At 68.3% G+C, this 25,709-nt stretch carries 16 protein-coding genes; 3 read left to right on the top strand and 13 right to left on the bottom strand.

The window, feature by feature from the left end; translation table 11 throughout:
* Window positions 1–255: 255 nt before the first annotated feature.
* Window positions 256–3,948 (top strand): carbohydrate-binding protein, encoded by a 3,693-nt coding sequence (locus tag JS278_RS01780; protein ID WP_114043700.1) that lies wholly within the window; start codon window positions 256–258, stop codon window positions 3,946–3,948.
* Between the two features lie 94 nt (window positions 3,949–4,042).
* Window positions 4,043–5,122 (top strand): LacI family DNA-binding transcriptional regulator, encoded by a 1,080-nt coding sequence (locus JS278_RS01775; RefSeq protein ID WP_181833799.1) that lies wholly within the window; start codon window positions 4,043–4,045, stop codon window positions 5,120–5,122.
* 143 nt (window positions 5,123–5,265) lie between these two features.
* Here the strand turns inward: JS278_RS01775 and JS278_RS01770 are convergent, their stop codons facing one another.
* The 9 genes from JS278_RS01770 to JS278_RS01730 form a co-directional block, all read right to left on the bottom strand.
* Window positions 5,266–7,056, bottom strand: a complete 1,791-nt coding sequence (locus JS278_RS01770; RefSeq protein ID WP_114043698.1) for an alpha-glucosidase — start codon at window positions 7,054–7,056, stop codon at window positions 5,266–5,268.
* Between the two features lie 177 nt (window positions 7,057–7,233).
* A complete protein-coding gene (locus JS278_RS01765) occupies window positions 7,234–13,992 on the bottom strand; it encodes a DUF4011 domain-containing protein (RefSeq protein WP_147243124.1) in 6,759 nt (2,252 codons plus the stop codon).
* An 88-nt stretch (window positions 13,993–14,080) separates the two neighbouring features.
* The gene (locus tag JS278_RS01760; RefSeq protein WP_114043696.1) at window positions 14,081–14,350 is read right to left on the bottom strand and encodes a MarR family winged helix-turn-helix transcriptional regulator; all 270 of its coding nucleotides are present in this window, start codon (window positions 14,348–14,350) and stop codon (window positions 14,081–14,083) included.
* 80 nt (window positions 14,351–14,430) lie between these two features.
* The gene (locus JS278_RS01755) at window positions 14,431–14,925 is read right to left on the bottom strand and encodes a DUF4143 domain-containing protein (RefSeq protein WP_181833798.1); all 495 of its coding nucleotides are present in this window, start codon (window positions 14,923–14,925) and stop codon (window positions 14,431–14,433) included.
* Window positions 14,926–15,360: 435 nt separating this feature from the next.
* A complete protein-coding gene (locus JS278_RS01750; protein WP_245935165.1) occupies window positions 15,361–15,666 on the bottom strand; it encodes a putative quinol monooxygenase in 306 nt (101 codons plus the stop codon).
* A gap of 9 nt (window positions 15,667–15,675) precedes the next feature.
* Entirely contained in the window at window positions 15,676–17,070 is a 1,395-nt protein-coding gene (locus JS278_RS01745) for a glycoside hydrolase family protein (RefSeq protein WP_114043693.1), read from the bottom strand.
* 56 nt (window positions 17,071–17,126) lie between these two features.
* Window positions 17,127–17,945 carry a carbohydrate ABC transporter permease gene (locus JS278_RS01740; RefSeq protein ID WP_114043692.1) on the bottom strand — a complete coding sequence of 273 codons (819 nt, stop codon included), beginning with the start codon at window positions 17,943–17,945 and terminating at the stop codon, window positions 17,127–17,129.
* A gap of 7 nt (window positions 17,946–17,952) precedes the next feature.
* Window positions 17,953–18,873, bottom strand: coding sequence for a carbohydrate ABC transporter permease (locus JS278_RS01735; protein WP_114043691.1), 921 nt, complete (start codon window positions 18,871–18,873; stop codon window positions 17,953–17,955).
* Entirely contained in the window at window positions 18,870–20,138 is a 1,269-nt protein-coding gene (locus JS278_RS01730) for an ABC transporter substrate-binding protein (RefSeq protein WP_181833797.1), read from the bottom strand. The genes JS278_RS01735 and JS278_RS01730 overlap by 4 nt, the downstream gene beginning before the upstream one ends.
* A 164-nt stretch (window positions 20,139–20,302) precedes the next feature.
* Here JS278_RS01730 and JS278_RS01725 point away from each other — a divergent pair, with 164 nt between their 5' ends.
* The gene (locus JS278_RS01725) at window positions 20,303–21,289 is read left to right on the top strand and encodes a LacI family DNA-binding transcriptional regulator (RefSeq protein WP_114043690.1); all 987 of its coding nucleotides are present in this window, start codon (window positions 20,303–20,305) and stop codon (window positions 21,287–21,289) included.
* Window positions 21,290–21,399: 110 nt separating this feature from the next.
* Here JS278_RS01725 and JS278_RS01720 read toward each other — a convergent pair whose 3' ends face one another.
* The 4 genes from JS278_RS01720 to JS278_RS01705 are packed head-to-tail and all read right to left on the bottom strand — an operon-like array spanning window position 21,400 to window position 25,682.
* Window positions 21,400–22,497, bottom strand: a complete 1,098-nt coding sequence (locus JS278_RS01720; RefSeq protein ID WP_114043689.1) for a glycoside hydrolase family 172 protein — start codon at window positions 22,495–22,497, stop codon at window positions 21,400–21,402.
* A 37-nt stretch (window positions 22,498–22,534) separates the two neighbouring features.
* On the bottom strand, window positions 22,535–23,434 hold the full coding sequence (locus tag JS278_RS01715) for a carbohydrate ABC transporter permease (protein ID WP_114043688.1): 900 nt from the start codon (window positions 23,432–23,434) through the stop codon (window positions 22,535–22,537).
* Window positions 23,434–24,393 (bottom strand): carbohydrate ABC transporter permease, encoded by a 960-nt coding sequence (locus JS278_RS01710; RefSeq protein ID WP_220150016.1) that lies wholly within the window; start codon window positions 24,391–24,393, stop codon window positions 23,434–23,436. Before JS278_RS01710 ends, JS278_RS01715 begins: the two co-directional genes overlap by 1 nt.
* Complete coding sequence (locus JS278_RS01705) at window positions 24,390–25,682, bottom strand: ABC transporter substrate-binding protein (RefSeq protein ID WP_220150015.1); 1,293 nt, start codon at window positions 25,680–25,682, stop codon at window positions 24,390–24,392. The genes JS278_RS01710 and JS278_RS01705 overlap by 4 nt, the downstream gene beginning before the upstream one ends.
* Window positions 25,683–25,709: the final 27 nt, after the last annotated feature.

Genomic DNA, 25,709 nt, shown 5'->3' with positions numbered 1-25,709 from the left:
CTTGTACCGGTACAAGCCGGTAACTTGTGTCGCACATTCGTGGAGCACCACCACATCCGCACCGAGGCGGGACACAGATGTCGACGGCGACTCGGGGATGTCCCCCCGGCTGAGGACACGCCCCCATGGCTCGACACGTTCGAGGGGAGAAGCGAGGGGTTGCCGAGAGCCAGTGCCTGCCCGATCTGTTCGGGGAGGCAGGAGCGAAGCGACACGGAGGGGTTGCCTCCATCTGACATCACAGAGAGGACACCGATGAGATCTCAACGATCGGCGCGAACGCGCCGCCTGCTCTCGACCGCCACAGCCGTGGCGATGGTGGGCACGGCACTGGCGGCCGCGCCTGCGGCCTCGGCCGCCCCCACCACGCAGTCCAGCACGCCGGTGGTCGGCGCGGAGACCCTGGCCCCGGGGGCCGGCGCCGCGGGACCGATGGATCTGACCGGGGAGGGCGGCATCGACTGGCTGCATCCCACCGGTTCGGGCGTCGAGCAGAAGAAGACCGACGACCACGCACTCGGACTGAAGGCCCTCGACGCCTCGCTCAGGGTAGCCACACTGACCGACTCCCCGGTGCGGATGTCCTGGAGCGACGGCACGAGCACATCCTCGAAGACCGGCGCCACCGACGGCGCCGTCTACAACAACCAGAGTCTGCCGGCCGGCGACGTCTCCTCCCAGAAGGTCGGCTACACCCTCACCGTGGCCCCCGCGCAGCAGACGCGACGGCTGACGGTGGTGACGGGCGGCTGGCAGGCCGACTCGACGTTCACCGTGGCGAGTACGGCATCCTCCGATCCCATCTACACCAAGAAGCTCTCCACCCAGGGCAGCGCCCTGGTGAAGCGGTACACGGTGACCATCGCCGCCGGTCAGGGCGCCACCATCACCTCGAAGCTGACCAGGACGTACAACCAGGCCGGCAACGTCTCACTGATGGCCGCCACCCTGGCCGACGACGTCGTCTCCCCCGCCGTGGCGTTCGCGCAGACCCCCTCGACGATGAACCTCACCAAGGAGGGCACCGTCGACTGGCTGCACCTGAGCGGGGCGACAGTCAATCGCTCGGCCGACGGCGACGGCTCGCTGCAGTTCTCCAAGCGCGACGCCGACGGCACGATCAACAAGCAGTCCGACAATCCGGTGACCTGGTCGTGGTCGAACGGGACGCCTACCACTTCCCAGTCCGGCACCCAGGCGGGCGCCTACTTCAAGACCCGCGACTCCGACGTCACCAAGCCCTGGGGCTGGAACCTGTCGGTCGCGGCGTCCAAGGCCCGCACCCTGCAGTTCGTGGCAGGCGTCTACCAGTCCTCGGCGACAGTGTCCGTCGATCTGGGCGAAGGCCCGGCCGCGGCGACCACCCTGTCGACGACGTCGGGATCAGTGACGAAGCTGTACACGGTGCACATCCCCGCCGGTTCGGCGGCCACCGTCTCGGCCCAACTGAACAGGACCAGCGGCAACGTCACCCTGGCGGGCGCCGCGCTGTCGAACACCGACGGGTCCGCCGATCTGACCCGGCTCATCGCCCAGGTCGGCGATTCCGACGTCGAGGGCACCGACGACTTCACCGGCACCCAGCTGGACACCGAGCTGGCCGCCGCCAAGGCCGCCCAGAACGGTTCGGCCGAGGCCGTCGCGACGGCCTGGACGCGCCTCTCGGCGGCCTTCGTCGCCGCGCAGAACGGAGCCGGGGACGCCCAGTACACCTTCAACAGCAATGCCGGGCTCACCAGCTCCTTCGGCTGGGAGGGCGACAAGAACGCCCCCATCGCCTTCATCGACGGCTCCTACCGGCTGCGCGACCAGAGCAACACGATGATCACCTTCGGGGTGCCGGATATTCCCGGCAAGATCAAGTGGTACAACGCCGAGGGCTACCTGCCCTCCTTCATCTCCGAGTACTCCAAGAACGGCCTGGACATCACCGTCCAGAGCTTCTCCGACGAGGCCACCGTCGACGGGAACCGGTTCGAGATCGCCTACTCGCGGATGACCGTGCGCAACGGCAACTCCACAGCCGTCGCGCTGCCGAAGGTCTCCAGGAAGCTGATCGGGCTCACCGCGTCGATCACGCAGACCACCGTCGCACCAGGCGCCACCGTCACCCGCGACTACGCGGTGGGGGCCGACCGCTTCGGCGGCTCCTACGCCTGGCCCTCCGACGAGAAGATCGCCGCCCTGGGCTCCTTCGACACCCACTACCGGCACATGCGCAGCTACTGGAACAAGCGGGTGTCCGGGATCGCGCAGATCACCGCCCTGCCCGACAAGCGGCTCATCGACGCCTACAAGGCCGGATACATCTACACCCTTATCATCCGCGATGATGTCGACGGCCAGAAGCAGCTGCACGTCGGCGAGAACGGGTACGACAGGATGTACGACCACGACACGATCGGGATCGTCTCGACCCTGCTCACCATGGGCGATTTCACCTACGCCAAGGACTACCTGGCCACCCTGCCGGCCCAGTTGCAGTACCAGGACGCGAAGTGGAAGTACTCCGCCCCCTTCGCTATCTACCTGCAGCGCACCGGCGACGCGACCTTCGTGAAGCAGCACTTCGACACCATCAAGGAGAACACCCGCACCATCGCCGCCGACCGCGAGGACGGCGGCGCCGGCGTCATGAAGATCACCAACGCCATCGACTCGAACGGCCACTGGACGGTCGACAACTGGTCGGCGCTGTACGGCCTGTCGACATATCGGTACGTCGCCACGACGCTGGGCCAGACTGCCGAGGCGGACTGGGCGAAGGCCGAGTACGACTCCCTGCTCAAGGCCGTCACCGCGAAGATCACCGCGACCCAGACAGCCAAGAACCTCACCTACATCCCGATGGCCGTCGACCAGGCCAATGAGGAGGGCCCTCGCAAGGATCCCCGCGACGCCAACTGGGCGTCGATGTTCCTGTTCGGCGGGTGGGGCTGGGGCTCCTATCTGTACGGCATGCCGCAGGCCAGCAGCATGCTCACCCAGATCGACCAGACCTACGCCTACGGGATCGAGCGCCGCAAGGACGTCTCCGACTCCCCGTACAACTTCGGCGGCTACCCGCACGGCTACTACTCCAGCGCCTACAACGCCGGATACGGGTCGGCGGCGCTGCGCGGGGAGAAATACCGCGACATCGGCATCAAGGCCTACCAGTTCATGATCGACCACTCCCAGTCGGGCCCCTTCGGCTGGTGGGAGGGCGTGAACTATCCCAGTGACACCTCCCCGTGGAATATCAGTCACGCCTCCGGGGGCGGCGGCTCGAACCAGCACATGTGGGGTCAGGCGATGGGCTCCAATGTGCTGTGGGATGCGCTGATCTCGTTGAAGTCCGACGGCTCGGTGATCCTGGGGCGCGGCGTCCCCTCCGAATGGGTGGCCGCCGGTAAGAAGGTGGCGGTGTCGAATTTCCCGGTCAGCAATGGCGGGCGCATCGGCTACTCGATGACGACGTCGGGGAAGACGGTGACGGTGAGGCTCACCGGAGACCGGGCCAAGGTCTCGGCGACCAGCATCGAGCTGGCCGCGGCGCGCGGCAACATCTCCAAGGTGCGACTGCTGGGGGCCGGGTCGGCGCTGGCCGGCATCGACCAGGCCGGCGGCCGGGTCCGGGTGCCCAAGGGCACCACGGAGGTGCGGATCACCCTCGGCAGGCCCGCGGCGTGGTCCGCCCGTGCGACCTACGACGTCGGCGATGTCGTGGCCTTCGACGGCTCGACCTGGCAGGCCGGCTGGTGGACCCGCGGTCAGAAGCCCGGCTCGCCCACCGGGGCGTGGCAGGAGATGAAGGCCGACTCCGACGGTGTGGCCGCATGGACGGCGTCGAGGGTCTTCACCGCAGGAGAGGTGGCGACCTACCGGGGCGTCACCTACCGGGCGAAGTGGTGGACCCGCAACCAGGTTCCCGGAGTGTCCTCGGGGCCCTGGGAGGTGATGAAGTAGCGCAGGTGGGGCCGGCCCGGCCGGCCCCACGACCGACATGATGAAGCAGGAACCCGGAGGGCCGGCCCGGCCGGCCCCCCGCCTTGGAGGAATGATGACGTCCCGGCGGTCCCAGTCACGACCCCAGTCGCGGGTCACGATGGCCGACGTCGCGCGCGCCGCGGGCGTGTCCACGATGACCGTCTCTCACGCGTACAACCACCCCGACCGGCTGGCGGCCTCGACACTGGAGAAGGTGCGGGTGGCGGCGAGTGAACTCAGGTACTACGGGCCGAATCCCTCGGCCCGGTCGCTGAGCCGCGGCCACACCGACAGCATCGCCGTGGTGGTCGGCGAGGGCCTGCTGTACGCCTTCGACGACCCGCAGTCCGGCCAGTTCCTGGCCGGGGTCGCCTCGGTGTGCGTGGAGCGGCGCCAGAGCCTCAGCCTGCTGCCGGTCGCGGGGGACGTCAGCGACGCCGCCCGGATCAGGGAGTCACCGGCCGACGGCTTCATCCTGTGGACCGGCGTCAACGACGGGCCGCTGCTGGACGCCATCCTGGCGACCGATCGTCCGGTCGCCATCCAGGGGGCGAGGCCCGCCTCCGCCGGCTTCCACGAGGGGGTGCACACGGTGACCATCGATGACCGGTCGGCGGCCAGGGCGGTCGCACGGCACGTCTTCTCCGGGGCGGCTCGTCCGGCGGTGCTGAGCTTCGCCCTGGCGTCCCACCAGCGGCCGACGGTGATCGTCGGGCCGGGCCTCGAGTCGATCAGGTTCCCCGGGGCGCACCAGAGGCTGCTCGGGTTCAGGGCGGCCTGCGAGGAACTGGGGCTGGACTGGGCCCGGGTCCCGGTGGCCGTGGTGAGCACCAATGATCGCCGGAATGCTCGGGGGGTGGTCTCGACCCTGCTGCCCAGGCATCGTCCCGACGCCGTGGTGGCGATGAGCGATCAGCTGGCGCTGGCGGTCCTGGACGTGGCCGGGGAGGACGGGCTGAAGGTGCCACGCGAACTGACGGTCAGCGGATGGGACGACTCCTCGCAGGCGCGGAGCGCGGGTCTGACCAGCGTCCACCAGAACCTGCGGGAACAGGGCATCCAGTGCGCCGAACTCGTGCTGGGGATCCGGGATCGTGCGGCCGAGTCGCCGTGGTCGCTGGCATTGCGGGGGTCGACGCGACGGGTGGAGTGACCCACCTCGCCTCTCCCTGCCCTTTTCCCTGGCCCGACCCTCTCCTGAATCGACGCAGCGCCGGAGTTTGAACGCAGCGCCAGGTATTCCTGGCGTTGCGTTCAAACTCCGGCGCTGCGTGGTCAACCGCCCGGCTGGCCGGGTCAGGACAGGATCCAGCGGACCTCCCAGGGACCCAGCGGGTCGGTGGCGGCGGAGCCGCTGACATTGCTCAGCACCACCCGGCCGTCGGGGATCGGTTCGGAGCTCTCGGACAGGTCCAGGGGCTCCGAGGACATATTCGCCGCCGCATCCAGGATGACGCCGTCGTGCCGACGGCGCACCCGCCACAGGCAGGGATGATCGGCGTCCAGCAGTTCGATGGTGCCCTCGATGAGCACCGGCAGCTCGTGGCGCAGCCGGCACAGCGTCGTATGGAACTCGAAGACGCTGCCCGGCCTTCCGACCTGATCGGCGGCGTTGATCTCGACGTGATTGGGGTTGACCGCCAGCCACGGATGCCCCGTGGTGAAACCGGCATTGTCGCCGGCGGTCCACTGCACCGGGGTGCGGGCGTTGTCGCGGCTGATGTAGCGGACCCCGGCCATCACCTCGGCCGGATCGCGGCCGTCCAGCTCGACGGCCTGGCGCCAGTAGCCCAGGGTCTCGACGTCCTCGTACTGGTCGATCCGCTCGAAGTGGGCGTCGGTCATGCCCAGCTCGTCGCCCTGGTAGATGAACGGCGTGCCGGGATGGGCGTGCAGCATGGCGGCCCAGGCGGTCGAGGAGCGCTCCCGGTAGGACTCGTCTCCCCAGCGCGAGACGTAGCGCGGCTGGTCGTGGTTGCCCAGGTACAGGGAGTTCCAGCCCGTCTCACACAGCCCGGACCAGCGGGCCAGGTTGCGCTTCATCTCCGGCAGCCGCAGCGGGGCGGGGCGGTACTTGTCGCCGTCGGGTCCGTTGTCGAGCCAGACGTGCTCGAACTGGAAGACCATGTCGAGCTCGTGGCGGTCGCGGCCACTGACGTCGGCGGCCTCGTCCAGGGTGACCCCGGGCATCTCGCCGACAGTCATGAGCACTTTGTCTCCGGCCCCCAGCACCTCCCGGTTCATCTCGGCCAGGAACTCGTGGAGGCGCGGCCCCACCGAGCAGGCGATCATCCCGGAGCCGGTGTCGTCGGGGCCCCAGGCGGGCTTGGAGATGAGGTTGATGACGTCCATCCGGAAGCCGTCGACGCCCCGATCGAGCCACCAGTTCATCATCGTGTACACGGCCGCCCGGACCTTCGGGTTCTCCCAGTTGAGGTCGGGCTGGCCGGGGGCGAAGAGGTGCAGATAGTACTGGCCCGAGGCCTCGTCCCAGGCCCAGACGGGCCCGGAGAAGGCCGACACCCAGCGGTTCGGCTCGTCGCCGCGCCACTGGCCGGGGCCGGCGTCGCGGGCGGTGGCATCGGGGCGGGGGTCTCGCCAGATGTACCAGTCGCGGTGCTCCGCGTCGGGGCCGGTGAGGGCGTCGCGGAACCAGGCGTGCTGGTCGGAGGTGTGGTTGACCACCAGGTCCATCACCAGGCGGAGGCCGCGGGCGTGCATCTCGGCGATGAGCCGGTCCATGGCGGCCAGGTCGCCGAAGATCGGGTCGACGTCCTGGTAGTCGGAGATGTCGTAGCCGTTGTCGGCCATCGGGGAGCGATAGGCCGGGGAGAGCCAGACGGCGTCGACGCCGAGGGCCACCAGGTGATCGAGGTGGTCGATGATGCCCTGCAGATCGCCCACCCCGTCGCCGTTGGAGTCGGCGAAGGAGCGCGGATAGATCTGGTAGACCACCGCGGAGCGCCACCATTCTGTTCCGGCGCGATATGTTCCGGCATGATGGGTGGCTTCGGCGCCCTGGGGGACGCCGGCGCCCGGGTCGCCTGCACCGGAGGAGGGCGGATCGGAGTGGATCAGGGTGGTCATCGGTGCATCTTCCTTCCAGCGGCGCGTCCGCCGGAGACGGCCGCGGTGTCGTTGACGGTGAATCCTTCGAGGTCGCCGGCGATCACGGTGGGCTCCCATTCACCGGCCGGGTTCTGAGCATATGTGCCCTGCCGGGCCCGCACGACCAGTAGGTGGCCGACAGGCCCGAGCCCGATCTCAGATGTTCCCGGGGAGCGGCGGGGCGCTGCCCAGGCCCTGTTCGATGACGTCGCGGATCGACCGGGTGAGGCGGTGCGGGTTCTCGCCGAGTTCGGCGAAGACGGCCCTGACAAGGCCGTCGCGTGAGGCCCCTGGCCCGATGCGACTGCTCACGTCGGCCACAAGATTCGCCCACTCGACGGGGTGGATCTCCTCCATCCCGATCCCGTGATCGAGCTGATGACGTCGATGCGAGCTCATCGACTCCGGGCTCACACCCTTCGGCCACACGAAGCCGTGGGAGTCGGTGATGACGTCCGCCCCGCGCAGCAGCGAGGCGATCTGCTCCTGGCGCGACGCCTGCATCCGGGTCAGGCCGAAGGCCCGCGCCACCAGGTAGTGGAATCGTCGCTCCTGAATCGGGAACTCGGCCATGCAGATCTCGTGGGCCGCCCGGTGGACCTGCTCCCGGGCGTCGGTGCGAAGGTTCGCCTCGTCGAGGAGATCGCGCTCCCCGAACCGGTGCTCGGGCCATGCCATGAACTCGGTGACGCTCGTCAGACGCTCGGAGATCTGCGCATCCGCGGCGATCTGCTGATCCGCAGCCGTGTCCGCACCGTCGGTCCGCCGCCCTGCGGCGGCGCGCGCCACAGCCCGGGTGCCGAGATCACCGATGGCGGTGTCCCCCGGTCCGGGCGCCGCATCGGTTCCGGTCTGCAGTCCGGCACCGTCGGCGGCCTCAGCATCCGGATGCCCGCCTTCCGCATCCTCGGCGATCGGCAGAGTCGGGGCGTCAATCACCTTGTCAGACTCATGATCATCGTCGGGAGGGCTCTCCAGCAGAGCTGTGTCGTCCGGCCGGGCGATGTCCTCGGTCCCAACCGGCCGCGCCGCCTGCTCCCCCTGTACCGCCTGCTCCCTCTGCACCGAGGCGACCAGCCGGACGATCACGGAGTCGCGGTCGTTGAGCCACTCGGGCAGCCACACCCGCTCCACATCGGGCCAGCCCATCATGCCGGCCAGCACCGTCGTGGGCAGCACGTCCCGGTCGTACACCGTCTCGCGCCGGTTCCACGACGGGCCGTCCAGCAGCACCGCCACCAGCGGCATCTCGGGTTCGGCGGGATCCGACAGCACCAGATCGATCCGGAAATCGGACATGCCCGCATCGGTGCGCACCGACAGCCCCGCGGCCCGCAACGCGGCGGCGATGTCATCGGTGTGGCGGTCGGAGCCCCGGGCCGGGCCGGCGTCGGCGATGATCTCCGGTCCGGTGGCGGCCACCCGGAGATAGTCCTTGAGGTGGTGCAGCCCGACCGAGCGACTCCGGTCGGCATGCAGCTGGTCGATCTGGAAGCTGCAGAACATCACCACCTGACGCCGCGCCCGGGTGATCGCCACATTGAGCCGCCGCTCCCCTCCGGGGCGGTTGAGCGGCCCGAAGTTCAGCGGCACGTTGCCGTTCTCGTCGGCGGAGAACGCCACCGAGAAGAGGATGACGTCGCGCTCATCTCCCTGGACGTTCTCCAGGTTCTTGATGAAGACGCCGTCGGGGGAATCCAGGCAGGCCGTGATCCGGGGATCGTCCAGATCCCGCAGCCGGGTCTCGATGAGGTCGCGCTGCTGGGCGTTGAAGGTCACCACGCCGATCGACGGCGACAGGTCCGGGGAGGCCTCGAAGCGGCGGCGGATGTCGGCGACGACGGCGTCGGCCTCCAGTGGATTGGTGCGCAGCAGCCCCTTGGGCCGCCCCCGCTGCGAGGAGTGGATGAACTGGCCGTCGACCACCGGGTGCATGAGGATCCCGTATCCGTCCGGCCCGTCGTCGCGGCCGTCGGGCAGCGGGCTGGGGAAGGAGGACAGTTTGCCCTCGTAGTAGTGCTGGTTCGAGAAGGCGATGAGCGACTCCACCCGGCTGCGATAGTGCCACGACAGCCAGTGACGGGGCACCTGGGCGGCCACGCACTCGCCGAGGATCGACTCCTCGTCGGCCAGCTCCTCGTCGGCGAACTCGTCGTCGCGCACCAGCTGGGCGAAGGAGGTCGGCGGCATCTGGTGGGAGTCGCCGCACACGACGACGGCCCTGCCCCGGCCCATCGCGCCCACCGCCGATGCGACGGTGATCTGGGAGGCCTCGTCGAAGACCACCAGGTCGAAATCGGACCGGTCGGCCGGGATGAAGCGGGCCACCGAGTCGGGGGATACCAGCACGCAGGGCGTGATGTGGCTGATGAGATCGCCGTACTCGGAGAACAGCGAGCGGATCGTGCGGCCCCGGCCGCGCCTGCGGTTGATCTCGCTGCGCAGCGTCGCCAGCCGGGCGGTCTCCCCGTCCAGGGCGGGGCGGTGGTTGCCCAGGGTCTGTGCGATGAGGAGTTCGGGCAGCACCCGGCGGATGCTCTCGGTGGACCTGAGATAGCCGTCGATGGTGTCGGTCTGCTCGGCCGGGCTGAATCTGCCGAAGGAGGCCCGACGCTCCCCCTCCGACAGGGTCGCGGCCGCCAGCCCGCGCTCGAAGGCGTCGCCGACGTCGGCGGGCGCGACGTCGTGAGAGAGCATCTGGCCGACGGCCTGGTCCAGGCCGTTGCCGCGGAACGCCGCCAGCCGCGCGTTGATCTCGTTGCGAGTGGTCAGCTCCTTGAGGCGGAACTCCCGGCTGCCGGCCACCGGGGCGGCGTCCAGCACCTCATCGGCGGCGATCGTGCCCCCGGATACCTCGGCGAGGGTGCGCGCCGCCGCCTGGCAGCGTCGGATGCGGGAGGCGGCGGTCCGCCGGTCCGCGGCGTCCAGCAGAGTGCCGGCGGCCTCCTGGAAGGGGGTCGGACGCGATCCTGGCCTGGCCGGCAGGGAGGCCACCTCACGGTGCCACCCGATCGCCGAGCGCGCGGCCTCGCGCGAGGCCGCGTCCAGCGGGCTCCACCGCCCGGCCCAGCGCGCCGTCATCGCCGGAACCGTCTCGGCTGCCAGCTCGGCGAGCCGTCCCACCCGGTGCCGCAGGGAGATGAGCTCGTCGGCCATCGCCAGCAGCAGCTGCGGATCGTCGGTCATCGGACGGCCGGTGGCGTAGGGCGCCAGCGGCGCCAGCGCCCTCTCGCACTTGCGGGCCTTGCCGAACATGGCGCTCTTGGCGTCGACCAGGTCGGCGCGCACCTGGTCCAGCGGGCCGGAGAGCACGTCGGGACGGTAGAAGGCCAGCGCATTGGGCCGCACCCTGTCGAACTCGGCCAGGCCGGCGTCCAGCATCGCGGCACCGCGCTGCCACTGCGGGGTGCCCAGTTCCGCAACCGTCTCCCGGGTGAGCGTCGGCTCGTCGAGCGCCTCGCACAGCAGCCTGATCTGGTCCGGAGATCCGGTCCTGGCGGCGGCCGCATCGGGGCCGGCATCGGCGAAGGCCGCGCGCAGCTCGTCGACGGCGTCCAGCAGGGCCGGCAGCCGAGCAGGATCGACGGCGTCACGAAGATAGAGCATCTGGCCGATCGCGCCCGGATCCTGGTTCCACAGGGCGCTGCGCAGCCCCGGCAGGCTGTCGCGCAACCGCGAGACCTCTCCGACCGCCAGCGTCGACAGCCGTTCGGGCTCCAGACGCAGTGTCGGCCCGTCGCCCTGGGCGAGCAGGCTGGTGCGCGCGCTGAAGTACGAGAGCCCCCCGGCGACCGGATCGTGCAGCCCGTGCTGGTACTGCCTCAGACGCCCGCCGGCCGAGCGCAGCCTGGTCCGTTCGGCGCGGATCCCCTCGGCATCAGGCTCGACCGACAGGTCCAGGGCGCGGCGCAGCTTGGTGCGCACAGCCTCGGGACGCTGGTCGCGATCGTGCAGGTTGAGCACCAGGTCGCCGACGCCGACGCCCGCCAGGCGTCGGGTGACGACCTCCAGGGCCGCCTGCTTCTCGGCGACGAAGAGCACCCGGCGTCCGTCGGCGATGGCGCGCACGATGAGGTTGGTGATGGTCTGCGACTTGCCCGTTCCCGGCGGGCCCTCCACCACCATGGTGTGGCCGGCCAGTGCCTCGGAGACCACCGCGGCCTGGGAGGCGTCGGCGGGGATCGGCAGCCGGGAGACCAGCTCGTCGAGATCCGAGTCCGCCTCGCCGGCGTTCGGATCGACGAAGGGGTCCTTCGGGGTCTCGATGAGATGACGCACCAAGGGGTTGCGGGCGATCTGCTCCCAGGACTCCTCGAGGTCCTTCCACAGCCGGAACCCGCCGAACTTGAACAGCCCCAGGTGGACCGTCGGCTCCACGTGGAAGCCGAGTCCGTTGTCGATGAGGGCCTGCCGGACGGCGTCCAGGCTCTTGTCGATGTCGAGCCCCGCGGCGTCCTCCTCGGGGTCGGCCAGGCCGGGGATCTGCAGCCCGAGATCGACCGCCAGGCGCTCCAGCAGGGAGAAGTTCGGGGTGGAGGAGCCTGCCCGGTCCAGGGTGATCGAGTACAGGCTCTTGCGCGACTTTCGGTGCAACTCCACCGGTATCAGGATCAGCGGGGAACGCAGATCGCGCTCCCCCGACCGCCACACCAGGGACCCGACCGCCAGGAAGAGGTTGTTGGCGCCGGTCTCCTCGATCAGGGTCCGGGTGTCGGCGGCGATCTTCTGCAGGGCGGAGTCATAGGCCTCGACCGGCAGGTCGGTGGTGACGCCCTGCCGCTCCAGCAGCTGAGCGGCCAGGAAGGTCTCGTCGTCGACGGAGGTCTGGGCGTCCCTGGGGTTCAGGTACAGCTGGGTACCGCCGCTGACCAGATCCTCGAAGGTGCCGGTGAGACTGCTCGGCACGGCCAGCCCGACGATGCTGTGACGTCGGATCGCCGAATCGGGGCAGTTGATGAGCCGGTTCCGCAGGCTCAGATCGAGCAGCTGCCGTTTCCACTTCTCCACCTGCGCCGGCCCCTTGGGGCGACGCGGGGCTCGGGTGAGAGGAGGGGCCGGATCGGGGGTGATGATCGGGCGCTCCGCCGGCTGGTAGGAGACCTCGACGGCCTGCCCGGACTCGTCGTGGCCGCGCACCGGCAGGGCCGCGACGCCGCGCTCCCGGGCCTCGTGCACGGAGACGGCGAAGAGCACCGCCGAACCGTCGGGGAGCATGGCCTGCCGGGCGGCGTGGTGCAGGGTTGCCGGGCTGACGGCGTCGGCATTGGTGAGGGCGGTGGTCTCCACCAGGCCGATGTCACCGCGATCGATGTGATTGATCAGGGACGGGCCGGACGCCGCGATCGGCTCGGGGCCGTGGTCCTCGGTCTTCCAGTAGCCGAGGAAGGCATGGCCGTCCAGCAGCAGGAGGAGCGGCTGGAGGTCGACGAACTCCAGGGCACTGGCCATCAGGATCGTGGTGTCCAGACAGGTGGCCAGCCGCCCCTCCAGGACTTCCTCGGCGGTGCGGATCCGCTGGCCCTCGTCCGACCAGTTGGTCGGCGGGGCCGAATAGGCGACGTCCTTCTCGACGATCGCCTCGCACAGCGCCGCGATGGTGGCGTCGACCCGCTCGGCACTCTCCTGGTAGCCGTTGAGGGCGGCGCTGCCGGTCACCGTGCGCAGGTGGTCGGCGGCCCGTCGCCACAGCTCGGGGAGTTCGGTCTGCTGGGGCTGGACAAAGGTGGCCAGGGTACGCGCCGCATTGCCCACCGAATCCCGCAGCCGCCACTGGCGGGCCGCCAGCACGACCGGGCCGTCCACCGTCACCTCGCGCTCCCGGTCCTGCGACTCCACCCGGATGCGCACCGTGGTGAGAGCCTGGGATGTCATCTGCAGCAGCTCGGTGCGGTCGAGCCTGATGGTGCTGGAGCGCTCGATCGGATCGGTGAGCAGATCGACCCCGAAATGCCAGGGCTCGGTGATCGCGGTGCCCTCGTTCTCCATCACCACGGTGATCCGCAGCCCGGCCAGCCGGTGACCCTGGGCGCCGTCGACGGGAGGGACGACCCGGTGCATGGTCTCGGCGGGGGTCTGATCCTCCTCGGCGCCAACCCTCCAACGCGAGGGGTCGGCCTCGCCATCGCCGGTCGGGGCATCGGACGCGTGCATGACGTCCTGAGGGAGCGAGAGGGCCACGGAGATAGGAGTGGCCAGTCCCGCGACCGCCTGAGCATAGGAGACCACCGGCGCGAAGGTGACGTCCAGGCGCACCGCGTCGAGGGGGTTGCGGTCCTGCTCCGGTTCATCGGAGGCGCCCAGAGCGCTGAACTCATCCGAAGCGCGCAGAGCCCGACGGGGAGCGCGGAAGGCGGTGTCCTCCTGAGGATCGGGGGCCTCGTCATCCGTGGCCGGCGAATCGCCGCCGTGGGCCTCCTGATCCTCGACGGGAGCGGATGCGGGCTCGGGCGAGGAGGTCGGGGCGGTCCAGGATGAGCCGGCAACGGCATCGTAGAAGGAGGTCACCTCGGCGACTCCGGCGTCGGCCCCGATCTCCTTGAGCACCTCGCGCACCGAGCCGAGCGCGGCCAGCGTCTGATACCGATCCAGTTCGGCACCATGGGCGACGGCGTTGCGCGCCTGACGCACCTCGTGGAGGCGGCTGCGGAAGGCCGGTTCGGTGCGCAGGATCGGCGTGCGGCCGGGGCCCAGCGCCGTCAGCGCCCAGATCTGCATGGACAGGTCCGACAACTCCTCGGCCGCACCGCCGGACCGTCCGTCGCGGGAGGGCAGGCTCCAGTTCGGCCCGTAGCTCTCGGCCAACCGCCTCCTGACGTAGGGCTCCAGATGAGCCGGCAGGGTCTCGAACAGAGCACGACGAAGGTAGTCGCTGCGGTGGAACTCCATGCCGGCGCCTTTCCTGAACAGGTTGATCACAGACTAATGGTGCGCACCGACATGAATCGCGTCAGGGATGCCCAACCCCCTGCCCGCGACCCCCGGAGATCGGGGAAGAGGCTGAGTCTCAGTCCTGCACAGACGGCGGGATTCGGGGGCCGCCGAGACCCACCTCGCGATCAGCGGGCGCCCCGGCCGTGGCCACACCTGTCGCCAGTGCGACAAGCGCCGGGAGGGCCTGTGCCAACCGGAGCTGCTCCTCGTCGTCCAGCCCGCCGACCCCTGCGCGATAGATCTCCAGCCACGACCGGTCGATCCGTTCCCGCTCCGCGGCGGCCCGCTCGCCGGGTTCCAGACGGACCACCCTGCGGTCACGGTCATCCGGCTTCTTGGTCACCAGTCCAGCCCGGGACAGCCGGGATGGGGCCGATCGTCGCCAGAGATCCCGTCCGGCCTCAGCTGTCCTCAAGGACGCGTTCAGACCCAGAGGCGTTCGACTGGAAGGACGTGGATACGGTCCTCGACCGGATATCCCCGACTGCCAAGATGAAATGCGATGCCCGAGATGAAGGCGTCACCGAGCCGTGCATGGAGCTTTCGCAACCCGGACAGTTGCCGCGAATCGATGTGATCACCGGCTTTGATCGCGAAGGCGAGTACGGCGCCATCCTGGCGCTCAAGCACGAGATCGACCTCGTCGCCATCGCGCGTGCGCCAATGGCCCGCGGTGACGACGTCATTCATCCAGCTTGTCTGGCGAATGATCTCCTGGACGACGAAGGACTCGACGAGGTGTCCGAACTCGGTCAGCGACGACGGGTCGCCCCGCTCGAGCTTCGTCCTGCTGAGCCGGAGCAGGTGCGCCCCGATGCCGGAGTCCACGACATGGATTTTCGGAGCCTCCACGCTCCGGGACGACACCGTCGTTCCCCAAGTCGGCAGGAGGCTGAGCAGGAACAGCGATTCGAGCAACTGCAGGTACGACGTGACGGTGCCTCAGGAGATCTCCAGCGGTTCGCCGACCTTCGAGATATTGAGGAGCCCACCCGTCTGGCCAACCGCCCTGGTCAACAGCCTCGGGAGAACCGCAGCCCGATTCTCTTCACCATGCCGCCAGACCAGCCTCCATCGACAATTAGCCGATCCTTCAGCTGCCAACTAGCCGCGCTACTTTCTGACAACCTGCCGAACGATCAACCAGCGATCTGCCGCGGCGGCCTGGCGCCTGCGGCCCGGGCAGACGGTACAGATGTCGCGGTCGTGGGGTTGTGGTGACCGGGACGAGACGAGATTCCCGCTCAACGAGGGTCCCCGTCCTGGATGGGACGCCGGGAACCCCCGTTGAGCGGGAAAACCGCCAGTTGATGAACCGGATCTGTCAGCCCGACGACTCCTCCGGGACCGCTCTCACTCCACCGGGGTGAGGAGGGTCAGCACCGAGGCCGGCTCCCTGATGAGTGGACCCAGAGCCTCATTGAAGGGCCCGCCGTAGGGCGCGGCCAGATGAGTCTGGAAGGCCTCCTCATCGGCGTAGGCCTCGAAGACGAAGAACCGGTCCGGATCATCCTCGCGCCTGTTCGGGGCGAAGATGACGTTGCCCGGCTCGGCCCTCACGCTCCTCCCGTACTCCGCGAGCCGCTCGGCGATCTCTTCGGCACATCCTGGTTTCGCGGTGAACTCCGCATGCAGTGTTCTCATGGTCCCTGTTCTCATGGCCTCTCCTCACTCCTTCGTGAACCCGGTGACCAGCTGCGCCGTCCCGATGGTCGCCGACCCGTCGGTCACCGAGAGCCCCAGCCCGGTCCCGGGCTTGTCGTACATCCTCACATCCAGCGCCACCCCGTCGACGTAGAGGGTGGCGATGGTGTCGTCGACGACGATCTCGATGTCGCATCCCTGGCCCGGTTCCAGGACGAACGGCCGTTCCAGCCCGCGGTTGTCGAACCGGTACCAGGGCCAGTTCGGCACCCGGTCGAAGTCGATCCGCCGCTCCCCCTGGCGCAGTGTGAAGGCGTAGGCGTCTCCCACCTCGTCGCCGAACAGGCGGATGGAGACCGCCCGGGCGTCGACGTCGTCCAGGTGCAGTCTGACGATGAACGGCTCGTCGCCCGGCAGCTCGCCGAGGTCCACGACCTGCTGTCCGTCGGGAGACGAGACCGTCACCGCCCGACCGAGAAGGTCTTCCGAGGCCGGGAACGCGGCCTCGACGGTCCCGGGAGCCTTGACCCCCAGAGAGCCGTCGGCGCGCTGGTACACCTCGTGGACCACCAGGGTGCCGCCCCACTGCCAGGCGCCGAGGTCGTCGTCACCCTCCTTGGTGGCCACCCAGCCGAACAGGTAGCGGTGCTCGCCGTCCGAGGCGGACCGGGCCGCGTAGTAGGCCCGCCCGTCGAAGGCGTCGTCGACCGGGGCGCTCCACGGCCCCTCCAGCGACCGCGACATCCGATAGACGGTCTTGGAGCGGTCGCTGTACTCGGTGGTGAGCAGGTACCACCACTCGCCGATCCGGAACAGGTCGGGCATCTCGTGCATGGTGAACAGGCCCGGGGCCCAGAAGTCGCCCTGGAACTGCCAGTGCTCCAGATCGGGGGAGGTGAACCAGACGGTGCGCCCGGTGACCGCCAGCTTCGGGGAGTCGGTCCGGGCGCCCAGGATCATCACCCAGCGGTCGTTCTCCTCGTCGCGCAGCACGAAGGGGTCGCGCCAGTCGGTAGGGTCGTAGCCGGGTTCGGGCGGGAACATCTGCCCGGGAAGCTTCGTCCAGTGCGTCAGGTCGTCGCTGACGGCGTGCGCCAGCACCTGGGAGGCCCTGCCCTGGGCCGGATAGTCGCGGTTGTAGGCGGTGAACAGGGCGTGATACTTCCCATAGGCCTCGAACGCCGAACCGGCGAAGATGAACTGGTCCTGGGCGTCGTCGTCCCCCTTCTCCAGGGCCTCGCCGAGATCCTCGAAGTCGACGAAGTCGGTGGTGCGCGCCAGCGCCCAGCCGAAGGGCTCGCCGAAGGGTTCGGGCCTTCGGGTGTCGCGCTGATGGAACAGCTGGAAGGCGCCGTCGGCGTAGAGCGGCATGCAGTCGCCGAACCACGTTCCGGGATGCTGGTAGTAGAGCTTGTGCACGGAATATGTCCTTTCGGTTGCCAGGTCGATCTCAGGGTGGAGGTCGCCGGGGAATTTCAGATATTCGTCTTGAGGCCGGACACGAAGGCCCGCTGGAACACCAGGAAGACGATGACGGCCGGCAGCGAGACCAGCAGAGCCCCGGCCAGGACCACCGGCGGGCCGACGGTGCCGTAGTTGCTCTGCAGGCCGGCCAGCGCCGCCATCACGGGCCGCACGTTCTCATTGAACGACAGCGTGATGCCGAACAACAGTTCGTTCCACACCCAGACGAACTGGAAGACGAAGGCCGCCAGCAGCGCCGACCGCGACAGCGGCAGGTAGAAGCGGGCGAAGACCGTCCACCAGGAGGCGCCGTCCATCTGCGCCGCCTCGGAGATCTCGTGGGGCATCCCCACCATGTGATTGCGGATGATGAAGAAGGAGAAGGGCACGCAGGTGGCGGTGTAGACGAGGTAGAGGCCGAGCCGAGAGTCGTACAGCCCGGTGCCGGCGTAAGCGCTGAACAGGGGCCGCAGGAAGGCCTGCATCGGGAACAGCGAGCCGGAGTAGATGAGCCAGAAGATGAGGGTCTTGCCGCGCCCGGGCAGCGCCGTGGCGGCGTAGCCGGCCAGCGCCGCGGCCAGCACGGCCAGGGCGCCGCAGACCACGGCGTAGACGAAGCTGTTGAGCATGGCCGGCCCGAGGTTGGCGACCTCCCAGGCGGACTGCCAGTTGGACAGCAGCCCGAACCTGGTGGGCCACCACACGGCATGGCCGGTGTACTCGGCGTTCGGGGTGAAGGCGTTGACGATCAGCAGCCAGGTCGGCACGAACCAGACGACGGCCAGCACGACGACGAGGGCGCCGCGAAGGATGCGCATTCCACGATTCATGGTGTACTCACTGCTCCTTGAGCTGGCGCTGCAGGTAGCCGACGGAGACCGCGACCACGAGGATGGAAAGGATGACGGTGATCGCGGCGCCGGTGCCGGGACGCTGCAGGACGAAGCTCTGCCAGTACATCGACAGCGCCAGGGTCTCGGTGGACCGCCCTGGGCCGCCCTGGGTGAGCACCCAGATGAAGTCGAAGGATTTCAGCCCGTTGGCCAGGCTGATGCCCAGCACGATGGCGGTGGTGTTGCGCAGCTGCGGGAAGATGATGAGGAAGAACCGCTTGACGCCGGCGACGCCGTCCAGGGCGGCCGCCTCGATGGTCTCCTGCGGTATCCCCTGGAGGCCCACCAGGTACAGGATGACCGCCACCCCGGAGGCCTGCCAGGAGTTGGCCAGCACCATGACGATGGTGTTGAGCGGCCAGCTGAGCAGCCAGGCGTGGGTCAGGCCGCCCAGCCCGACGTTGATGAGCAGGTCGTTGATCGCACCGTTCTCCTGGAGCATGAAGTTCCAGACGACGGCGACCGCCGTGCCGGACAGCGCATAGGGCAGCACGATGAGCAGCCGGGGCCACTTGCCCCAGGAGACGCTCTCGGTGAGCGAGGCGATCGCCAGCCCGAGGCCGCCGGGGATGATGACGGTGCCGATCAGCCAGATGACCGTGTTGATCATCGACTTGATGATGGCGGGGTCGGTGAGCACCTGCCCGTAACCGGCCAGTCCGGAGAAGGTCGGGGCGACGAACTCGTCGCCGAAGAAGCTTCGCCACAGCGTGTAGGCGGCCGGGGCCAGCGCCCACAGCCCGACCAGCACCACGGCGGGGATGAGGTAGGCCCAGCGGAAGGCCCGGGTGGGGCGGTCGGGCCGCACCTGCTGGCCCGTCGGACCGGTCTTCGCCGACACGGCGGGGATCTGAGACGTGGTCATGACGTCACCTTCTGCCAGTACTTCCACTCGGTGTCGGCGCGCTCCTGAAGGCTCTCCAGGACGCCGACCGGATCGTCCGGGTTGGCCATGAACCCGCCGAGATCCTGCAGGTTGCCGTCCACCAGGGCGGGCGGGCTCGCCTCGTAGTAGCGGTTGAGGATCTTGATGTCGTTGTCGGTGACCTGCTTCTGGATCCGCTGGGACTGCGGGTTGACCCAGGGCACCTTCGGATTGGCGGTGCTGCCGTTGAGGAAGGACGCCCACTGCTTCTGGACGTCGGGGGCCATCCATGAGTTCGCCACCTTGAGCGTCTCCTCGAGGTGCGGGGCCCGCCTGGGCACCAGCAGCCCGGCCGTCTCGGCGATGGTGGCCTTCGGCGCCGACCCGTCGACCGGCGGCAGGATGAAGCAGTCGAAGCCGTCCTTGCCGAGGCTGGTGGCCTCCAGGGCCTGGGAGCCCCAGGCGGCGGCGTTGACGTACATGCCGATCTGCTCCTTGGCCACCATGGCCGGGAAGTCGTTGTCGGCGACGTCGGGGCTGGTGAACCAGCCCTTCCGGATCATCTCCTGCCAGATCTCCATCATCTGGCGTCCCGGCGCGTCGAGGAAGGACGCCTTGCCGTGACAGACCTTGTCGAACCAGTCGGCGTCCACCGCCACGGCCAGCGGGCTCATCCAGTAGGCGACCGGGAAGGAGTTCACCTGGGTGGCGCCGATCGGGGTGATGCCGGCCTTCTTGAGGGCCTCGCAGGCGGCGATGAACTCCTTCCAGGTGGTGGGGCGGGTCAGGCCCAGCCGCTTGAAGACCTTGACCGAGTAGAAGAGGACGTAGAAGCCCTGCACCAGGGGGATACCGTAGCTGTGCCCGTGGTAGTCGAACATCGCCTTGGTGTCGGCGCTCGCCCAGCCGTTGGCCATGATGGTGTCCCAGACGTCGTCCAGTTCGCGCAGGTTCCCGGTGCGGGCCAGATCCTGCATCCGGAAGCCGGAGCCCCACTTGTGGATGTCGGGAGGGTTCCGGGTCTGGAGCTGGGACTGGATCACCTGCTGGTAGGAGGAGGTGCCGGGCACCGACTGGGGGCCCAGCGTCGCGCCGGCGCGACGCTTGAGGGCCGCGTCGGTCCGCTCGAAGCCCGGGCTCCAGGTCGGCACGTCATTGAAGAACGCCACTGTGCCCGGGGGCGTCTTGGAACCTTGGGCGCATCCGCCGAGCAGCAGGCCGAGCCCTGCCGCTCCGGCGCCCGCCAGGAATCTCCGACGATTCATCGTCATCCTTTCGCCACATCTTTGAGGTTTGTCCAACGTAGGACAACCATGCGACCGGCGTCACCGGGCCGGGAGCCGCCGAGAACCGTCTGCTAGCGTCAACGTGCGGGGCAGACCGCCCGGACGCTGGATGACATCGATGTCTGTTTCAGAGAGGACGGATCATGAGGAAGGATCACGCGACGATCCACGACGTCGCCCGTCACGCTGAGGTGTCGGTGAAGACCGTCTCCCGGGTGCTCAATCACGAGCGCGGCGTCAGCGACGCCATGAAAGCCCGCGTGCAGGCGTCCATGAAGGCCCTCGACTACCGCCCCAACGCGGCGGCGCGGGTGCTGCGGCGCAAACTCACCCGTTCCATCGGGTTCGTCTGCGAGGACATCTCCGAGCCTGTCCAGGCCCGCCTGGCCAGGGCGATCGAGAGCGTCGCCAGCCGGCACCGGTGCACCCTCACAGTGTCGCTGACCCACCACGATCCGGGCCGCGAGCAGGCCGTGCTCGAGTCGTTGATGGCCCGCCAGATCGACGGGATCCTGCTGTGGCCCACCGGCACGGCGAGCCGGTATCTCCAGCGCCTGGTCGCCACCGTGCCGATCGTCTGCGTCGACCGCCCGATCCCAGGCGTGGAGACCGACGTCGTGCTGTGCGACAACATCCGGGGAGCGGCCGAGGCCACCGGACTGCTGGTCGGGCGCGGTCATCGCCGGATCGCCTTCGTCGGCGATCCGCCCGAGCTGTTCACCCAGACCGAGCGGCTGAAGGGGTATCAGCGGGCGCTCGCCGAAGCCGGCCTGCCAGAGGATCCCCGCCTGGAGTTCTGCCGGGAGATCGAGACGGATCACAGCCCGTTGCGCCAGCAGCTGCGTTACTGGAAGGCCTCGCCCGAGCCGCCCACGGCGCTGTTCGCGGCCAGTTCCATCGCCTCCACCGCCCTGGCCCGGCTCCTGGACCGTGACGACCCCGTCGACATGGTGGGGTTCGACTCCTTCCCCCTCGACGACGTCATCCGCGGCGGGGTGACCGTCATCGATCAGGACGTCGACGCGATGGGGCGCGCCGCGGCCGAGACGCTGTTCCGCAGGATCGACGGCGAGAACGTCGGACTGACCCGGATTCGGATCGCGCCGAGGGTGGTGGAGCGGGGTCGCTGAGGTCCGGCTCCGGTCGGGAGACGGATTTCCCGCTCAACGGGGGTTTGCCGTCCCGATCGGGACGAAACCCCTCGTTGAGCGGGATTTCCGGCCCGGGGCCGGTCGCCGGATCAGCGCGGAACCCTCTCGGCCACAGACGGGAGCGCCGGGAAGGCGACATGCGGCTCGGTCTGATACCAGTAGGCCACCGAGAACACGTCATCGCAGCGCTCGTAGAGGCCGTGGGCCCACATGCCCAGCTGCTGCACCGTCACCCTGATCCCCTCCTCGAAGAAGATCGGGTCCGGGATGTGCCAGCGGTACATGGCGTGCATGGGCGCCACCGCCGTGGTGAACTCCGAGGCCCCGGTGGTGTCGGTGCGGCAGTACAGCGGATACCCGCAGTAGGGGGCGCTGAAGGTCAGCGCTCTCGGCTCTGGGTCGGACCGCAGCGCGTCCTGGAAGGCCCAGGACCCGCCGGCGTAGTCCTCCAGCCCGGTGCTGCACAGGCTCGGCAGCGCGTCGTCGCCGTCGATGAAGAACTTCACCTCCCCCTCGCCCCACCAGTACCGCGACAGCGCGGCCACCCCGATGTAGGTGCCCAGATAGCGCCCGGCCCCGCGCACCCGATCGAGGATGACGTGATCCTCCCCCAGGGCCGTCGTCGCATTGGAACGACGCCACTGCGCGTGGAGGTACGGCGCCCCGTCGGGCACCGCATCCCCGGTGGTGTAGTCGATCTGGTAGAACAGCGCGTCGACCGGCCCGGGATGCTGGCTGGTCACCTCGATGCGGGCCCGCTCGCGGAAAGGCATCGGGATGTAGCAGTTCATCCCGCCGGTGGAGACCACCGCGATGGGCTCGGAGGCCACCGGCACCCGCTGGGCGAACCCGTTGCAGAAGAAATCGCCCAGCGGGCACTCGACAGAGGGGCTCTCCTCGCCGTCCCAGTAGATCCGCAGCACCAGATCGCGCAGCACGAAGGGCCCTGCCGCGGTGCGGTCGGGCACCGTCATCCAGATGTGCCGGATCACGCCGGGGCCTTCCACGTCGGCCAGGACGGCCGTCTCGCCGGCTCCGAGAATCCGCGCCGGGGCACCCTTGCGGCCGGGGCCGAGGTGCGACGACGCCGAGGCCGCCGCCCCCGGCGCGCCGGTCGGGTTCTCCTCATTGATGGCATGGGATCTGACGCCCGGCGCCGCGCGCAGCTGCGATAGGTCCAGGTTCATGAACTCTCCATTTCTCACACGTCTCGATTGACCGTTCTCACTTGACCGCGCCGAGGGTGACGCCCTTGGTCAGGGTCCTCTGGAAGATGAGGAAGAAGACCAGCGTGGGCAGCAGGGACAGCAGGGAGCCGGCGTTCATCGCGGTCACATTGACGGCATTCTGCCCCTGCAACGTCGCGATGGCGATCGGGACGGTCTGGGAGTCCTGACCCGACAGCAGCACCAGCGGGATGTAGAACTCGTTCCAGGTCCAGATGAAGAAGAACACCATGAGCACCGACATGGTGCCCCGCACCAGCGGGAAGATCACCGACCACAGCGTCCTCCAGCGTCCCGCCCCGTCCAGCGCCGCCGCCTCCAGCAGAGACATCGGCAGGGTCGACATCACCGAGCTCAACAGGTACGTGCCGTAGGCGGCCTGCAGGATCGTGAACACGATGATCACCGACCACACCGTGTTGATGGTGTGGGTGGCCTGGGCGCCGTAGAACAGCGGGTAGATGAGCGCCTCCTGGGGCACCATCGTCGCCAGCAGCAGGATGGTGAGCATGGCGGTGCCGCCCTTGATCCGCCCGATGCCGATGGCGTAGGCGCTCATCAGGGACAGCACGACGCCGAAGGCGGCCACCAGCGCCGAGATGACGATCGAGTTCAGCAGCGCCCTCGGGTAGTTGACAACCTCCATGTAGGCCTTGAAGCCCTCGAGGCTGAACCCCTCGGGCCAGGACAGCGGGCCGTTGGCGGAGTAGTCGGCGTTGCTCTTGAAGGCGTCCATCACCAGCAGCAGGATCGGCGCCACGATGATGAGGCCGAGGATCCCCAGCACCACCAGCACCACCCAGCGCATCACCCCCTTGGGATGACGCTTGAGATCGATCTCGTCGATCGGGATCGGGGACGTGGGTACCGCATTGCGCGACACGGTCTGTGCGCTCATCATGCCTCCTCGGTGAGGTTGCGGCGCTGGAACCACAGCATGGCCCATGCGATGACGATGATCAGGACGGACATCACGGTCGAGATGGTCGATCCGTACCCGACCTTGGAGAGTTCGAAGAAGTTCCGGTAGGCGTAGAAGGAGGGGACGACGGTGGACCCCTCGGGCCCGCCCATGGTGAGGATGAGCACCGGGGCGAAGACCTTCAGCGCGGAGATGGTGGCGGTCAGCACCACCACGAAGATCTCCGGGCGGATCTGGGGGATCGTGATGGAGAAGAATCGCCTCCACCAGCCGGCGCCGTCGAGGGCCGCCGCCTCATAGAGAGCGGGATCGACCCGTTCCAGGGCGGACATGAAGATCACCACCGGATATCCCAGCTGCAGCCACATCACCATCAGCACGACCGCGTAGATGGCGATATTCGGATTGCCCAGCCAGTCGGGAAGACTGGATATTCCGAATCCTTCCAGGACGCTGTTGAGGACGCCGTTCTGGGTGGCCAGCACCCAGCTCCAGATGATGCCGGCCACGGCGATCGGCACGATCTGGGGAAGGTACAGCAGGGCTCGCAGCACCGATGCGACGGTGTCGTTGAACTGCTTGCTGATGTAGTCGAAGAGGGAGGATGCCAGGATCAGGCCGAGGATCGTCGGGATGATGACGATGCCGACGATCATGAAGAGGCTGTTGACGAACCCCGACCAGAACTGCTCGTCGACCATCAGGTTCTTGTAGTTGTCCAGGCCCGAGAACCGCATCGGGGCGAGCCCGCCCTTCCAGTGGAAGAAGCTCAGGTAGACGTTGTAGCCGAAGGGCACCAGCACCACGATGAGGGTGCCCACCAGCATGGGAGCCAGGTACAGCCAGTAGCTGACCGCCCTGGAGCCCTTGGCCTTGATCGCCTCGGCGGGTGGATTGTCCGGTGCTATCGCCGGGCCTTCAATGACTGTACTCATGGGACCAGCGCCTCCTTGCGACCGGTGTCGTAAAACTTCTGGAGCTTGTCGCGGAACTCCTTCGAGCCTTCGGATCTGCTGGACATCTTCTGCATGTGCGTGGCGAGGAAGTCCAGGAACCCGATGACGGGGTAGTCCGGGTAGAAGCTCAGCGAGTCGTCGTCGATCGTCTCGTAGAAGCGCGCCGTGTAGGCCTTGGTGACCGGATCGGTGATGGTGTCCAGGTCCGCGGCGACGGGCAGACCTCCGAGCTGGCCGATCCTGTTCTGCACCTGCTTGCTCAGCGTGATGTCGATGAACTCGTATGCCAGTTCCTTGTGTCTGGATTTGGCCGGAACCCCCCACAGGTGGCCCGAGGAGCCCATCGTCATCTTCGCGCCGGGGAGGGTGAAGAATCCCCACTTGAACTTGGCCTCGTTCTGCATGCGGACGAACTGGCCGTTGTTCCACATGTACATGCCGGCCTTGCCGGACAGGAAGGTGACGGCGGCCTGTTCGAAGTTCAGCCCGCCGAGGCCCTTGCCCAGATATCCCTGATCGATCCACTGCTGGAACTGGTCGGTGCCGGTGCTCCACGGGCTCTGGCTGAAATTGACCGGGTGCTGGAGGAAGGTGAAGTCATTGACCTGCCTGCGATCCGCGTAGGCCGAGACCAGCGAGTACCACAGCCACAGCTGGTTCCAGCCGTTGTTGGTCGACGCGGAGGAGGAGACCGGCGTGATACCCGCGGCCTTGAGCTTCTTCATGGCCTCGACAAACTCGTCCATGGTCTTGGGCTCCGCGGTGATTCCCGCCTTGGCGAAGAGCTCCTTGTTGTAGTACATCGTGACGTACTCGCCGATATTGGGGATGCCGTACCAGTCCCCCGAGCCCGCATTTCCCAGCGAGTTGTACAGCGCCAGGGACTGCATGGCGCCGGTGACCTTCTTGTCCCAGCCGTACTTCTTGACCTGCCCGGTGAGTTTGGCCAGCAGCCCCTGGGCGGCCAGCTGACCGCCGTCGGCGTTGCCCTTGTTGAACTCCATGACGTCGGGGACGTCATTGCCGGCCAGCATCAGCTTGGCGTTCTTGCGCACGGCGTCGAAACTGGTCGTCTGCATCCGGACGGTGAGATCGGGATGCTTCTTCCTGAAGATGTCGACAGCCAGCTTCCAGCCCTGACCCTGCGCCTGGGTGGGATCCTCGTACTGGAGGATGTTGAAGGTGTTGTCGTCTTCGGATCCGGAGCTGCAGCCCGACAGCGCGGTGCCGCCGACGGCCATCGCGGCGATGGCCGCAGCTCCTCTCATGAACTGTCTTCTGGTCTTCTGCATGAA

This window comes from Acidipropionibacterium virtanenii (genome assembly GCF_003325455.1).
GTDB classification, from domain to species: Bacteria; Actinomycetota; Actinomycetes; order Propionibacteriales; family Propionibacteriaceae; genus Acidipropionibacterium; species Acidipropionibacterium virtanenii.
This window is presented reverse-complemented; position numbering and strand designations above follow the sequence as displayed.